This window comes from Specibacter sp. NPDC057265 (assembly GCF_042668835.1).
In the GTDB taxonomy this organism is placed as follows: domain Bacteria; phylum Actinomycetota; class Actinomycetes; order Actinomycetales; family Micrococcaceae; genus Specibacter.
In genome coordinates, this window is sequence record NZ_JBHUYE010000021.1 from 1 (window position 1) to 13,732 (window position 13,732).

16 protein-coding genes are annotated in these 13,732 nt (G+C 64.2%); 2 read left to right on the top strand and 14 right to left on the bottom strand.

Annotated features, from left to right (window positions below; translation table 11 throughout):
• Positions 1-55: 55 nt before the first annotated feature.
• The 4 genes from ACFUCV_RS12725 to ACFUCV_RS12740 all read right to left on the bottom strand — a co-directional run bounded on the left by ACFUCV_RS12725 (position 56) and on the right by ACFUCV_RS12740 (position 4,313).
• Positions 56-1,726: a cytochrome bc complex cytochrome b subunit gene (locus tag ACFUCV_RS12725; protein ID WP_380816252.1), complete on the bottom strand. Its 1,671-nt coding sequence runs from the start codon at positions 1,724-1,726 to the stop codon at positions 56-58.
• A gap of 3 nt (positions 1,727-1,729) precedes the next feature.
• Positions 1,730-2,758 carry a Rieske 2Fe-2S domain-containing protein gene (locus tag ACFUCV_RS12730; protein ID WP_380816253.1) on the bottom strand — a complete coding sequence of 343 codons (1,029 nt, stop codon included), beginning with the start codon at positions 2,756-2,758 and terminating at the stop codon, positions 1,730-1,732.
• A gap of 97 nt (positions 2,759-2,855) precedes the next feature.
• Complete coding sequence (locus tag ACFUCV_RS12735; protein ID WP_380816255.1) at positions 2,856-3,644, bottom strand: cytochrome c; 789 nt, start codon at positions 3,642-3,644, stop codon at positions 2,856-2,858.
• A 90-nt stretch (positions 3,645-3,734) separates the two neighbouring features.
• Complete coding sequence (locus ACFUCV_RS12740; protein WP_380816257.1) at positions 3,735-4,313, bottom strand: heme-copper oxidase subunit III; 579 nt, start codon at positions 4,311-4,313, stop codon at positions 3,735-3,737.
• A gap of 243 nt (positions 4,314-4,556) precedes the next feature.
• Between ACFUCV_RS12740 and trpD the strand changes: the two genes are divergently transcribed.
• Positions 4,557-5,615 carry an anthranilate phosphoribosyltransferase gene (gene trpD / locus ACFUCV_RS12745; protein WP_380816339.1) on the top strand — a complete coding sequence of 353 codons (1,059 nt, stop codon included), beginning with the start codon at positions 4,557-4,559 and terminating at the stop codon, positions 5,613-5,615.
• Here the strand turns inward: trpD and ACFUCV_RS12750 are convergent, their stop codons facing one another.
• From ACFUCV_RS12750 to ACFUCV_RS12770, 5 genes are all read right to left on the bottom strand, one after another.
• Positions 5,616-5,897: an Lrp/AsnC family transcriptional regulator gene (locus ACFUCV_RS12750; RefSeq protein WP_380816260.1), complete on the bottom strand. Its 282-nt coding sequence runs from the start codon at positions 5,895-5,897 to the stop codon at positions 5,616-5,618.
• 53 nt (positions 5,898-5,950) lie between these two features.
• Positions 5,951-6,361 carry a DUF3054 domain-containing protein gene (locus ACFUCV_RS12755; protein WP_380816262.1) on the bottom strand — a complete coding sequence of 137 codons (411 nt, stop codon included), beginning with the start codon at positions 6,359-6,361 and terminating at the stop codon, positions 5,951-5,953.
• A 117-nt stretch (positions 6,362-6,478) separates the two neighbouring features.
• On the bottom strand, positions 6,479-7,303 hold the full coding sequence (locus ACFUCV_RS12760) for an SDR family oxidoreductase (RefSeq protein ID WP_380816264.1): 825 nt from the start codon (positions 7,301-7,303) through the stop codon (positions 6,479-6,481).
• Entirely contained in the window at positions 7,300-7,854 is a 555-nt protein-coding gene (locus ACFUCV_RS12765; RefSeq protein ID WP_380816266.1) for a Dps family protein, read from the bottom strand. Before ACFUCV_RS12765 ends, ACFUCV_RS12760 begins: the two co-directional genes overlap by 4 nt.
• Positions 7,855-8,005: 151 nt before the next feature.
• Positions 8,006-8,626 (bottom strand): L-threonylcarbamoyladenylate synthase, encoded by a 621-nt coding sequence (locus ACFUCV_RS12770; protein ID WP_380816267.1) that lies wholly within the window; start codon positions 8,624-8,626, stop codon positions 8,006-8,008.
• A 91-nt stretch (positions 8,627-8,717) separates the two neighbouring features.
• Here ACFUCV_RS12770 and ACFUCV_RS12775 point away from each other — a divergent pair, with 91 nt between their 5' ends.
• The gene (locus ACFUCV_RS12775; RefSeq protein WP_380816269.1) at positions 8,718-9,146 is read left to right on the top strand and encodes a universal stress protein; all 429 of its coding nucleotides are present in this window, start codon (positions 8,718-8,720) and stop codon (positions 9,144-9,146) included.
• A gap of 35 nt (positions 9,147-9,181) precedes the next feature.
• Here ACFUCV_RS12775 and ACFUCV_RS12780 read toward each other — a convergent pair whose 3' ends face one another.
• The 5 genes from ACFUCV_RS12780 to ACFUCV_RS12800 form a co-directional block, all read right to left on the bottom strand.
• Positions 9,182-9,760 (bottom strand): hypothetical protein, encoded by a 579-nt coding sequence (locus ACFUCV_RS12780; RefSeq protein WP_380816271.1) that lies wholly within the window; start codon positions 9,758-9,760, stop codon positions 9,182-9,184.
• Positions 9,761-9,938: 178 nt separating this feature from the next.
• Positions 9,939-10,361 carry a pyridoxamine 5'-phosphate oxidase family protein gene (locus tag ACFUCV_RS12785; protein ID WP_380816273.1) on the bottom strand — a complete coding sequence of 141 codons (423 nt, stop codon included), beginning with the start codon at positions 10,359-10,361 and terminating at the stop codon, positions 9,939-9,941.
• A 28-nt stretch (positions 10,362-10,389) separates the two neighbouring features.
• Entirely contained in the window at positions 10,390-11,529 is a 1,140-nt protein-coding gene (locus ACFUCV_RS12790) for a PQQ-dependent sugar dehydrogenase (RefSeq protein WP_380816275.1), read from the bottom strand.
• Between the two features lie 126 nt (positions 11,530-11,655).
• Complete coding sequence (locus tag ACFUCV_RS12795) at positions 11,656-12,291, bottom strand: uracil-DNA glycosylase (protein ID WP_380816276.1); 636 nt, start codon at positions 12,289-12,291, stop codon at positions 11,656-11,658.
• 195 nt (positions 12,292-12,486) lie between these two features.
• Positions 12,487-13,698, bottom strand: coding sequence for a YihY/virulence factor BrkB family protein (locus ACFUCV_RS12800; RefSeq protein WP_380816278.1), 1,212 nt, complete (start codon positions 13,696-13,698; stop codon positions 12,487-12,489).
• Between the last annotated feature and the right edge of the window lie 34 nt (positions 13,699-13,732).

Sequence of the window (13,732 nt, forward strand, 5' to 3'; positions counted from 1 at the left end):
GCTCCCGGAACCGGGAGCCGCCTCTTGTCATGGTGCTGTGTGAACTACTGCAAAGCTAGTGCGTCACAGCCTTGTTTTCATCCGCCGCCGTGAGCTCTTCGTGGTGATGGCCGGCCGCCAATTCGGACGGCTTTGCCGGGGCAACCCGGTCCTCAAAGAAGAAGCCACTGAGCTTGGAGCGCAGGCGCTCCTTCCGGGTGACAATGCCAAGTTCGTTCGGAATGCCTTCCTCGGCCACGGGCGACTCGAAGCCAACCAGCGCGTAACGCTTGTAGTCATCGAGCTGGGCGTGGATTTCCTGGAACTCGCCGTGGGGCAGGCGCACAATGCGTCCCGTCTCACGGCCGTGCAGGGCAATTTCACGGTCCTTGCGCTGCAGGGCCAGGGACACCCGCTTGGAGACAATGAAGCCCAGGATGGGTCCGAAGAAGATCAACGCCCGGAGCCAGTAGGTGACGTCATTGAGTGAGACTTCGAAGTGCGTGGCAATCAAGTCGGAGCTTGCAGCTGCCCACATGACGCAGTAGAAGATCAGGCCGGCAACACCAATGGCGGTGCGTGTGGGGGCGTTGCGCGGTCGGTCCAGCACGTGGTGTTCGCGGTTGTCGCGGGTCACCCAACGCTCAATCCACGGGTAGGCGAACATGACTGCAAAGAGCAGACCTGCCGGCAAGAGCGCCGGACCCAGCACATTGAAGGACAGCGTGTTGTCACCCCAAGGCATGGGGATGACCCACTCCATGGGAAGGTTGAACCACCAGCCGGGCATCAGGCGCAGGGCGCCATCCACAAAGCCGATGTACCAGTCAGGCTGGGTGCCGGCAGAGACCGGTGAGGGGTCATACGGACCGTAGTTCCAGACCGGGTTGATCTGGAAGAACGCGGAGATTGCTGCAATGACACCGAAGACGATGAAGAAGAATCCACCGGCCTTCGCGGCGTATACAGGTCCGAGGGGGTAGCCAACCACGTTGCGGTCGTTGCGTCCCGGACCGGGGTACTGCGTGTGCTTGTGAACCACGACCATGAACAGGTGGATGGCAATCATCAACAGGATCATGGCCGGCACCAGCATGATGTGGAGCATGTACAGGCGGCCAATGATGGCCGTGCCCGGGAACTCGCCGCCAAAGAGGAAGAAGGAGATGTACGTGCCCACAATGGGAACTGACTTGACCACGCCGTCAATGATGCGCAGGCCGTTGCCGGAGAGCAGATCATCAGGGAGTGAGTAGCCGGTGAAGCCTGCTGCGAGGGAGAGGATCAGCAGGACGCTGCCCACCACCCAGTTCAGTTCACGGGGCTTGCGGAAGGCGCCGGTAAAGAAGACGCGCAACATGTGCACTGCCACGGAGGCGACAAACAACAAGGCTGACCAGTGGTGGACCTGGCGCATGAAAAGACCGCCACGAACCTCAAAGGACAGTTTCAAAGTGGAGTCGTAAGCCACTGACATTTCCACGCCGTTGAGCGGGACGTAGGGGCCGTGGTAGTGGGTCTCCGCCATGGACGGGTCAAAGAAGAACGTCAGGAAGGTGCCGGAGAGAAGCAGGATGACGAAGGAGTACAGTGCCACCTCGCCAAACATAAAGGACCAGTGGTCGGGGAAGACCTTACGGCCGAATTCACGCAGGATTCCGGATCCGCCAACACGCTCATCAACAAAGTTGGTGATGCGGCCAGTGGAGGTCTTGGGCGTGTACGGCGCTTGCGCTGCAGTTGACATGGTTTAGCCACGCTCCCAAAAGCTCGGTCCGACAGGTTCCAGGAAGTCGCTTTGCGCAACCAGGTAACCTTCGGCGTCGACGGTGATCGGCAGCTGCGGCAGGGGACGCACGGCAGGACCGAAGATGACCTTGCATTCCTGCGTGAGGTCAAAGGTCGACTGGTGACAGGGGCACAGCAGGTGGTGTGTCTGCTGTTCGTAGAGTGCCACGGGGCAGCCTACGTGGGTGCAAATCTTGGAGTAGGCAACGATGCCGTTGTAACCCCAGTCTTCGCGGCCCTCGGAGGGGTTGAGGTCCTCGGGATTCAGGCGCATCAGCAGTACAACTGCCTTGGCCTTTTCGTTGAGTTTTCCTTCTTCAAGGTCATTCAGTGATTCGGGAATCACATGGAAGGCGGAGCCGATGGTGACATCCGAGGCCTTGATGGGCGTCCCGTCGGGATCGCGGGCCAGACGCTCGCCTTCCTTCCACATGGTGTGGCGGAGGGCGTTGCCGGGCAGCGGGCCCAGGTCACGGAAGATGGCGACCGCGGGAAGCGGTGCCAGTGCCACGGCACCAATGAGGGTGTTGCGGATCAGCGGGCGGCGCTTGATGCCTGTTTCATCGACAATGTCATCGATGATCTTTACGGCAGCCACGCGGTCCTCTTCGGAACGGATGGCGTGGCGCTCCTCGGAGACTTCGTGATCGGGCATGAGGGCACGTGCCCAGTGCACAATGCCGGTACCAATTCCCAACATGGCGAAGGCCACGCCGGTGCCTAGGAAGATGTTCTGCAGGCGGAGGGTGGCAATGGTGTCATCGAGACGTACGCCAAAGTACCCCACGAAGAACAGCACCGTGCCCACAATGGAAATGATAAATAGCCAAGCCACCTGGCGTTCGGCCCGCTTGGCCGCCTTGGGGTCGGTGTCAGCCAGTCGCAGACGATGTGGAGGAAGTCCCGGGTCTTGGAACTTGTCCACCTCATTGAGACCAGCCTTAGCTACGGCGTCCGAGCTTGTCGGTGAGCCGTCACTATGGTTGCCCATAATCCCCTCAATCCTTCTCTTATCCCGGTGACTTCCCGGGGTCGTAATGTATGTTTCTGCGGCCGCTTGAGCGGCCAAATCTTGGGCTGCGTAGTGCCTAGGACGTGCGGGAGGTCAACCAGATGGTGAATCCAACGATCACTCCGAGAACTGCCGTCCAGAGGAACAAGCCTTCAGATACGGGTCCCAGCGAGCCGAGCTTGGCACCACCCGGGGCGCCCTGCTCCTCAATGGTGTTCAGGAAGGTGATGATGTCGCGCTTGCCTTCGGGGGTGATGTTTGCATCATTGAACACCGGCATGTTCTGCGGGCCGGTGACCATGGCACCGTAGATGTGGTTGTTCGCCACGCCTTCCAGTGACGGAGCGTACTTGCCGCGTGTCAGCGCGCCGCCGGCAGCGGCGGCATTGTGGCACATGGCGCAGTTGACGCGGAAGAGCTCGCCGCCGGCAGCAGCATCGCCGCCGCCGTCAAGGTATTCCTCTGCCGGCAGTGCCGGGCCGTCACCGAGGGTGGCGACATAGGCTGCCATTTCCCGGGTCTGCTCGGCATTGAACTGCTGCGGCTTCGCCTGTGCCTGGGGTCCCTGCATCTGCATGGGCATGCGGCCGGTGCCGACCTGGAAGTCGACGGCCGCGGCACCTACGCCGGCAAGGGAGGGGCCGGCGTCTGTTCCGCTGGCGCCAATGCCGTGGCAAGTGGCGCAGTTGGCGACGAACAACTTCTCGCCCTCCTCCACCTGCTGCGCCGTAAAGGTGGTGGTGTCCGCCTTGGCTTCACTGACGTTTGTGACAACGGCGTATAGCCCGCCTGTCAGCATGAGCCCCAGCACTAGCAGCGCTAGTGCAGCCAGCGGATGACGTCGCTTCTGCGAGAGTGCCTTCACTTGGTGGTTCCTTTGATCTGTATTCGGCAGCCCCTGTTGGGGACCGCAAAAGCTAATTCGTACCTTGTATGAAGCGGGCTGGTGGTCAGCCTATTTCAGCACGTAGATGACCAAGAACAGGCCAATCCACACAACATCCACGAAGTGCCAGTAGTACGAGGTCACGATCGCGCTGGTCGCTTCAAAGTGTCCAAACTTCTTGGCGGCGTACGCGCGTCCAATGATGAGCAGGAATGCAATGAGTCCACCCAGGACGTGCAGGCCGTGGAAACCCGTTGTCATGTAGAAGGCGGATCCATAGGGGTTGGAATTCAAGGTCACGTGCTCGGAGGTCAGCATGGCGTATTCGGCCGTCTGGCCGGCCACGAAGATGGATCCGAGGACGAAGGTCAGCAGGAACCACTCAGTCATTCCCCACTTGGAGAACTGAAGGAGGCGTCCTGTGCGGCGCGGCCGAAGGTTCTCCGCAGTGAACACACCCATTTGGCAGCTAAAGGAGCTAGAAACCAGGATGAGGGTGTTGACCAGGGCGAACGGGAAGTTCAGCTTGGCCGTTTCTTCCGCCCACATTCCACCAGTGGTGGAACGAAGGGTGAAGTACATGGCAAAAAGGCCGGCAAAGAACATCAGCTCGCTGGACAGCCAAACGACGGTTCCTACAGAAACCATGTTCGGCCGATTCAGCGTCGGATGCGCCGGGGTACTGGGGGCATGGGTCGCAGTTGTCACATAGTCATTATGTCTATAAAACGGCTGAGTTCCCAATGCAAAACTCCAAATCCAGGATCTTTTTCTACAAACTTGCGAAATTCCGGCGGTTTCACAGCTTTAACCCAGATAGACCTGCACAAGGGCGCCGGTGTGTCAATGGTCACAATGACTTCAGGGGGATCCGGTTCGTCTAAACTCGGGATCGTGAAACCTCTCCATGACGCCCCCGGCGCATTTACCTGGCCCAACTTGATCGCAGCCCTGATTTCAGGGGAGGACCTCGGTCAGGAAGCCACGGAGTGGGCCATGAACACGATCATGTCCGGCAATGCCACCGATGTGCAGATCGCCGGTTTCCTGGTGGCCCTGCGTGCCAAGGGTGAGACGGTGGCCGAGGTCACGGGTCTGGTGGAGGCCATGCTGGACAACGCCCGGCCCCTGCACATTGCCGGCGACGCGCTGGACATTGTGGGTACGGGCGGCGACAGGCTCAACACCGTGAACATTTCCACCATGGCAGCGCTGGTGTGTGCCGGGGCAGGCGCCACGGTGGTCAAGCACGGCAACCGGGCGTCGTCCTCCGCGGCGGGTTCGGCGGATGTGCTGGAGAAGCTCGGTGTCCGGCTGGACCTGCCGCTGGAGACCGTCGCGCGGGCGGCCTCGGAAGTGGGCATCACCTTTTGCTTTGCCAACTTCTTCCACCCGTCCATGCGCTACGCAGCCATTGCGCGCAAGGAGATTGGCGTGCCCACGGCCTTTAATTTTCTGGGTCCGCTGACCAACCCGGCACGGGTGGTGGCCTCGGCCATTGGGGTGGCCGACGCGCGCATGGCACCGCTGATGGCGGGGGTGCTGGCGGCGCGGAACATCAGGGCGCTGGTGTTCCGTGGCAGCGACGGACTGGACGAACTAACCACCACAGGCCCTTCCGCGATTTGGGAGGTCCGGGACAATTTGGTCACTGAAAGCGTTTTTGACCCCTTGGATCTGGGCATTGCACGGGCTTCCATTGAGGATCTGCGGGGCAAAAATGCGCAGTACAACGCCGAGGTGGTGCGGCGCATCCTTGACGGGGAGCGTTCTGCCATCAGGGACGCGGTGCTGCTCAACGCGGCGGCGGGGCTGGTGGCCTATGACCCTTCCGCCTCCGGCAGCCTGCTGGAGCGGCTCGGTTTTGCCTATGCGCGGGCGGAGGCTGCCATTGATGGCGGTGCCGCAGGCAATGTCCTGAAGAACTGGGTTGAACTGGGCGCCAGCTAGTCAGTGGTCGAAGCCCAGGGCAAAGGCGGCGTCCAGATCGTGCTGGGAGTAGGCGCGGAAGGAAATCTGGGTTGTGGTGGAGACCACTGATTGGACCTTGGAGAGCTTGTCGGCAATGACATCGGCCAAATCTTCATGCTTGGCCACGCGGGCAATGGCAATGAGGTCCCATTCGCCCGTCACCGAGTAGACCTCGCTGATCCCATCCAGCTCGGAGATTTCCTGGGCGGATTCCGGAATGCGGGTGGCGTCGGTCTTAATGAGAACAAAAGCAGTGATCACTGGCGTTGCTTCCTTGTGTTTGTTGTGCCCGGGGGGGGGGGGGGGGGATTGCATCACTTTGATCGTAGCCTAGCTGCCGGGCTGGGTTCGGGGCGTTTGCCCCGGGCGATGCGTGCGGCAACAAGCCGATGTCCCAGCAGGAAAAGGCCCAGGACCAAAAATGCCACAATCACAAAGGGCCACGCGGCGGTGTGGTTGGACACGAGGCGCAAAACCATGCCGCCGGAGACCGTGATCAGCCACAGGCACACCCCAGTGGGCCACAACCGCAGGGGTGAACGCCAGGCACGGCACAGCAGCCAGGCGGCTGCCAGGGCGCCCAGGAACGGCCACGCCGTCTCCCAGAGCCCTGCGGCGGTGAGGGACCCGCCATGGGTGTCACGCCCTGCGAGCGCAAAGGCCGCCACCAGCACGGTGTCGGCCGCCAGGGTGTAAAGAACTGTCCGGCTTTTCTTTTCAGTCACCCCCCGAGCTTAGCGGCAGTGGGGGCGCCCGGGCCCCCTGGGCCGCCCCGGCGGTCCGGGGCCCCGACGCTGCCGGGCACCCCTGATCCCCGGCTTCGACGCGGGCCTTGCGCAGCCCTAACGCCGGGCCTCGCGCCAGCGGTTGGACGTCAAATGCGAGCTGGCCTGGGCACCCATCTGGGCCATGCCGCCGTCGACCTCCCAGCTGGCGCCGGTGACGTAGCTGGCCGAGGGGGAGGCCAGGAAGGCTATGACGTCGGCGATCTCCGCAGCGGTGCCGGGGTGGCCCAGGGGAAGGCCGGGGCGCGGGATCTGGTGTGGATGCCGGGTTTCCTCCGGCGGCAGGTGGGTGGCAATTTCGCCCGGAGCCACGGCGTTGACAGTGATGGCGTCGCCGGAGAGTTCCAGGGCCAGCGTTTTCACCAGGCCATCCAAGCCGAACTTGGAGGCACAATAAGCCCCATAGCCCACCCGGGGCTGGTGGGCGTGGATGCTGGTGACCACCACCATGCGCCCGCCCCTGCCGCCGGCCTGAAGCAGCCGGGCGGCCGTCTGCAGGCATAGGAACGCGCCATTGAGATTGGTGTCAAGGATCCGCTGCCAATCTTCGTATGTGGTCTCCACCACCGACGCCATCAGGCCCACGCCCACATTGTTCACAAACACGTCCAGGGACCCCAGCGAAGCGGCCAACTGCCCAATGGCCGGTGCGCAGCTGGGCAGATCCGTGGTGTCCAGCCAGAGCCTGTGCGCGCGGCGCCCCAGGGACTCGATCTGCGCAGCCGTGTCCGCGGCGCCTTCGGCACTGTCATGCCAGGTGAAGCCGACGTCGTGGCCGTCCCGCGCCAGGGCCAAGGCCGTGGCCTTGCCAATGCCGCTGTCGGCTCCGGTGACAATGGCGGTGCGGGCCGGTGCTGTGGCGTGCTGCAGGCCGCCGGTCACCGGGCGCTCTTTGCAGCGGAGCGTTCGGTGGTGGTTCCGGCAGTGGAAAGTTCCCCTGTCTCGCCGGCCAGATGGGCGCGCAGGAACCATTGGAACAACTCCAGTTGGCCGCACTGGCCAAGGAGCATGTTTTCGGTGACGGGGTCCAGCTCCGCCACCTGGCTCAGGGTGGCACGATGGCTTTGCAGAAATCCCCGGTACACCACATCCAGCGCCGCCAGGTGCGCCGAAGTATGCGCGCGGCCAAGGGAGTAGTCGTCCCAGCTGCGGCTGGCGGCGAGTGCTCCGGGCAGGCCGTTGGGGGAGAGTCCCAGCGTGGCCATGCGTTCAGCGGTCTCATCCACCATGGCCCGGACCAGCTCAATTTGTGGATCGAGCATTTCATGGACGGCAATGAAGTCCCTCCCCACCACATTCCAGTGGGCGTGCTTGAGCGTGAGTTGGAGGTCATTGAGCGCGTGCAGGCGCGGCTGCAGCAAAGCTGCCGTCTGCTGCCCGTTTTGAAGTGTCAGTCCGGGCACTGTGTAGCGTGCGGTTTCCTTCGCGGCCATTGTTGCTCCTTCATCTACGTTCCTGCCGGCAACCCTTCGAGTGTGGGCTGCGCCCCACGGTGCCGGGCAGCTTCCACGCTAACCACATCCATGGACAAGTGCCAGCGTTGGCGGCAAGGCAGGCCAGGCTGCGAAAGCCGCCACGGCCGGCTCATTCAAAGCGGGACGGATCCCCCATGCCGCGGCGCACCACTTCGGCATCCCCGCTGGAGAAGTCCACCACGGTGGTGGGCTCGGCCCCCACCTCACCTGAGTCGATGACGGCGTCGACCACGTGGTCCAGGGCCTCCTTGATTTCCCAGCCCTGCGTCAGCGGTTCCTCCTCCCCGGGGAGCAGCAGCGTGCTGGAGAGCATGGGTTCGCCAAGTTCTGCCAGGATGTCGTGGATGAGGCGGCTGTTGGGGATGCGCACACCCACTGTCTTCTTCTTGGGATGCGCCAGCCGCTTGGGAACTTCCTTGGTGGCGGGCAGGATGAAGGTGTAGGGGCCGGGAGTGACGGCCTTGATGCTGCGGAAGACGTCATTGTCCATGTTCACGAACTGCCCCAGCTGCGCAAATTCGCTGCACACCAGGGTGAAATGGTGCTTGCTGTCGAGATTGCGGATGGCACGGATCCGGTCCAAGGCCTCCCTGTTGCCCAGCTGGGCGCCCAAGGCATAACAGGAGTCGGTGGGGTAGGCAATGAGGCCGCCGGATCTCAGGATGGCCACGACCTGGCTGACGGCGCGGGTCTGTGGATCGGCTGGGTGGATATCGAAGAATTTGGCCATGCTCCGAGCTTAGCGCGTGCAGATTCCCACGTGGCGGTTTTGTGCGGAAGAATGAGCCCCTGGAAGTCCCCACCGGTCAAAGGAGCACCCAGTGTCTGAAACTACATCCACGGTTCGCATTGTTGTCGGAGTGGATGGCTCCGCAGCGTCCATCAACGCCCTGCGGGAAGGCGCTAAATTTGCCGCCGAACTTGGCGGCGTCGTGGAGGCCGTGGCGGTGTGGGAAGCCCCTGCCCAGCAGGCCAACTATGCGGCCATGGGCATTGACGGCTTTGAAGATGGCGCCCGCAGGATCCTCCAGGATGCGCTGTTCCAGGCCTTCGGCGAGGCAGTGCCCGCCACGGTGTCTGCCCGCCTCGTTCAGGGGCAGGCGGCCCGGGCACTGGCGCACAGCGCCCAGGGCGCCCGGATGCTTATTGTGGGCAGGCGCGGCCACGGAGGGATCAGGGGACTGCTGTTGGGTTCGGTCAGCACCGCAGTGGTGCAGCAGTCTCCGGTGCCCGTGCTCGTGGTGCAGTAGCGGCCCGGGACCGGTGCAGCCCTGGTCCGGGGCCGCTACAGCCGGCGTTGTGCAAACGCAGCCTGTTCGGCCGTCTCCAGGGCCAGGGCCAGATTGCCCACGGCCCGGCGGTACTCGTCGACGACGCCGGCCGTGGGGGACGCCCCCAACCCGCGCACGGACCCCTCCAGCCGGGCCGCTGCCTGCACCGCCCGGATCAAGGCTGAGGTTTCCGGAACCCGGACATCGCTCATGCCGGGGAAATCAATGGCGGCGGCCGGGTCCAGTTCATAGCGGCTCCAGCGCGCCAGCAATGCGCCATGCCTTTGCCCAATGTCGGCCGTCTCGGCCATGTGGCGGGCATGTGCGGCCGCGGCAAGAGCCCGCACGCGCCGCCGCCGCACGGCCAGGTGCACCACCAGAGCCGTGGCAGCCGCCAGGAGCAGCAAGGCCACCGACAGCGCCCTGTTGTTCGGCGCAGGTCCCAGGATCATTGGGGCCAGTGCGCAAAATCCTGTGAAGGCGTACCAGAAAGGGGCATCGGGATCGCCTTGCCGTCCGCCGTGCGTGCCGGCCAGCCAGACGGTGGCCGCGGAGGTGGCCATGACGGCGGCGGCCAGTAACAGCATCAGCATTGCGCTACCCCCTTTTTTCAAACGCGGTCCGGCAGGCCCCGGTGGCAGCTGCCACCGGGGTGCGGCGAACGCGGCCATACTCCATTGCAGGCTCAAACCGCGCCCGGGTCAAGGGCGGGGGCCGGATCAACCGTGGCCGCGGCGCATTTTCCCGCTTCCGGCCCCGGCGGGTGGACCATTAGTACCTTTCGGGTTCGGTGCCCAGGGGGAACCGGATGCCGCGGATGCTGCGCGGGATGATTTCCACAAAGGTGTACTTGCGGGTCTGCAGCCAGGGTGTCAGGGGCAGCTCACTGGCCCGGTCAATTTCACGTTGGGATTCAAGGACGCGGGCGGTGCCCTGGACCACCACGCTCCACGCCTCCGATTCGGCCACCCCGTCAATTTCCAGGGCGACGGAGTCGTTGATGGTCAATTCGGCAAGTTTGGTGCCGGGGTTGGTGCGCATGAGCAGCTTCCCCTCATGCGCCAGATAGTTGATCGGGAAAATATCGGGCACATTCGCCACGCTCAGTGCCAGGCGGGCCAGGTGGGTGTGTTCAAGAAACTTCCACGCTTCCGCCGCGCTCATGTTGACGCCGGGGTTCTCATCGCTGCTCATGCTGCGATTATGCCCCATCCCGGTGCCGTCAGCGTTGGAGCTGCACTATTTTGTCGTCACCGGCGGCCGGCGTGCCCCGGCCGTCGGTGTTGTTGGTCAACACCAGCACGCGGCCGCCGGACACCACGGCCACATCACGCAGGCGTCCCAACGCACGGTCCACCAGCACCTGCGCCTGCGGTTCACCGGAGAGGGAAATGCGCCACAGTTTTTCTCCGCGCAGTGCGGCCATGTACAGCGTGGTGCCGTCAATGGCTATGCCGCTGGGACTGGCTTCCCCGGTGGTCCACTGCAGCACCGGGTCCTGGAAACGCCGGTCCGCACCCTTGCCCTCCACCACCGGCCAGCCGTAGTTTCCGCCGCGCTGGATGCGGTTCAGTTCATCCCAGGTGTTTTGGCCGAATTCCGACGCCCACATGCGGCCCTGCCCGTCCCACGCAATCCCTTGGGGATTGCGGTGGCCCAGGGTCCACACCGGGCTGCCGGGGAAGGGATTGTCCCCAGGTATGGTGCCGTCGGCGCGCAGGCGCAGGATCTTCCCGGCCAGGGAATCCGGATCCTGGGCTGCCTCACGGTGTCCGGCATCCCCGGTGGTGGCGTACAGCATGCCGTCCGGGCCAAAGGCGATCCGGCCGCCGTTGTGGGTGCCGGCCTTGGGGATCCCGGCCACAAGCACCGTGGCGGCACCGAGCACCATGTTTTCCCCGGTGCCGGAAAGTTCCATGCGCACTATGGTGTTGCCCTCCGCCGCCGTGAAGTAGGCATAGATCAGCTGGCATGCGGACTCTGGAGCTGCCGTTTCGGCGCCCGCGCATGGGTCCGGGCCCACGGCCAGGCCCAACAGGCCGCCCTCACCCTGGGGCACGACGCCGTCCACCTGGCCCACCGTCCGGCTCCGCCCGTCCGGCGCCACGGCCACCAGGCGGGCGGAGCCGCGTTCGCTCACAAGGAGGGTGCCATCGGCCAGCGGCACCATGGACCACGGCGCCTGCAAATGGCTGGCCAGCACCGTGCCCGGCGGGGAGCCAGGGGCTTCGGCTCCAGGCGCCGGTGCCTGGCAGGAACTCAAGGACAGGGCGGCGGCAAACGCCAGCAGCACTGCCATCCGGCCGGACCCCGCCCGTGCAGGCACGGGTGAAACGGCGCTCACCACCGGGCCGGCATCCATGGGCCCAGCGTACCGCCGCGGGCGGCGCAAGGGCAGGGCCGGCGTCGTTGTTCCTGTAAAAAAAGTGGCCCGCAGCCGCTGCGCAAGGGCGCGGGCTGCGGGCCGGAAAGGGCGGTGGAGACCGCCTTAGCGGCCCTTGACCGGAATGCCGTTGCGCGTCATTGACTCCGCGTAGGCCTTGGCGGATTCCAACAGCCACTGTTCCTGGCGCTCGGGGGAACCGGCAAAGCTGCGTCCGGACAAGGAGCGGACCTTGTAAATGCCAAATCCGCGCTTGTACAGCATGGGGCCCTGGGCCTTCAGCAGCTGATCGGCCAAGCGGTGCGCCTCGGTGCCGTGCGCCACAATGGCCGAGGCACGGGGGACCAGGTTGACGAACTTGACCAGCGGACGCAACCCCTGCTCAATTTGGGGGGCGCTGAGGCGGCCGTTCGCTTCACCGGGGGTAAACCAGGGGTGGACGTTCCAGGGCATGAAAACGCTCGGACGCAGTCCCAGCTGCCAGTGGATGCCGAGCAGCCGGGTGGCGGCCTGCTCGTCTCCGGCGGTAATGAAGCCGGAGTCGTCAATTTCGCCCACATTGGAGAACAAGCTGATGATGCGGCATTCATCGACGTCGTGCACGGGATCAACGTAGGCCACCTGCTGCTGTGGTTTGGCCTGGGCCAAAGCGTCGCACAACTCGGTGACGGGAGCAATGTTCTCGTCGTAGCGGCGGTTCCAAAGCTGGTCACGCAGTGATTCGGTGGCAACGGATGTCATTGAGGCGCAGATCTCCTTGCAGGAAAGTTGAATAAGGTGGCAGCAGTCCCTTTGGAGACTGGGCCGACTTACCACCTTAGCAATTGTTCACCGGTGGTGGTGCCGTGTGGCATGTGCTAGGAGGCGCCCGGAAAAGGACCATTGTGAGAAAAACAACAGGGCGCTGCGGAGCTGCCGCCGGGCAGGGCAGGGACCCTAGCGGGTGTCCCCGGCCTTCTCCCGGCGCCGCCGTGAGATTGCGGCCACCATGGCCGCCGCCGCACCCAGCCCGGTCACCACCCACAGGGTGTGGGCCTCGGCGGACCGGCCCAGGGGCTGGGCCGTCTCCTCCTGCCCCTGGCGGCGCAACTGCCGGCCCTGTGCCACCAGGAGCTGCTCCTTGCCCAGGCGCTTGATGCTGGCGGTGCTGTCACGGGGCGGAAGCTGCAACTGCACCTCGGCCTTGATGCCCGCGCGCAGCTCGCGGGCACGTTCCAACTCCGCGTCCACTTCGGCGCCAAACAACAGCATCAAGTTCACAATCCACAGCCACAGCAGCAGCACGATGATGCCGGCAATGGCGCCATAGGTCTGCTCATACTTGGAGAAGTTCGCCACGTACAGGCCAAAGGCCGCCGAGGAAACGACAATGGCCAGCAAAGCAAAGCCCGCCCCCAGGCTGATCCACCGGAATTTGGGTTGGCGGACATTGGGTGTGAAGTAGTAGAGCACGGCAATGAGCACAACCGCCAGCAGTCCCACCACTGGCCACTTGCCAATGTTCCAGGCCTTGATGGTGGCATCACCGAGTCCAACAACGTCGCCTATGGCTTGGGCAATGGGTCCTGAGACCACCAGCAGGACGGCCATGGTGGCCACCATCAACACGGCCGACAGTGTCACCAACAGCAGGGCAGGGCGCAGCTTCCACACCGGCCTGCCCTCATCCACCCCGTAAATCTTGTTCATGGCACGGCTGAACGCACCAACGTAGGCCGAGGCCGACCACAGCGCCGTGCCCAGCCCCAGCAGCAAGGCCCAGCCGGCGGCCCGGGACTGCGTCAACTGCTCCAGCGGTCCGCGGAGGGTTTCCACCGTGTCGGCCCCGGCGGCCCTGCCGACCAAATCCAGGATCAAGGCGGTGGTCTGCTCGGCCTGGCCCACCAGTCCCACAATCGACACCAGGGCCAGGACCGCGGGAAACAGGGACAGCACGCTGTAGTAGGTCAAGGCCGCTGCCAGGTCGGTGCTGCCGTCGGCAGTGAATTTTCCGGCCGCCCGCCGGGCCACATACTTCCAGGAGACGGCGGGCAAATCACTGGGGTTCTGCGGTTTGCGCACGTCCTCCGGCTCCGGGGAACCATCCCTGCGTGCAGCCGATCCCGGTGCGCCGTCCAAGCCTATTACGGTGTCCCGTGCTGTTTTCATGTCCCGCCCTTGCTTGCAGTCTGCCCTGGGTGCT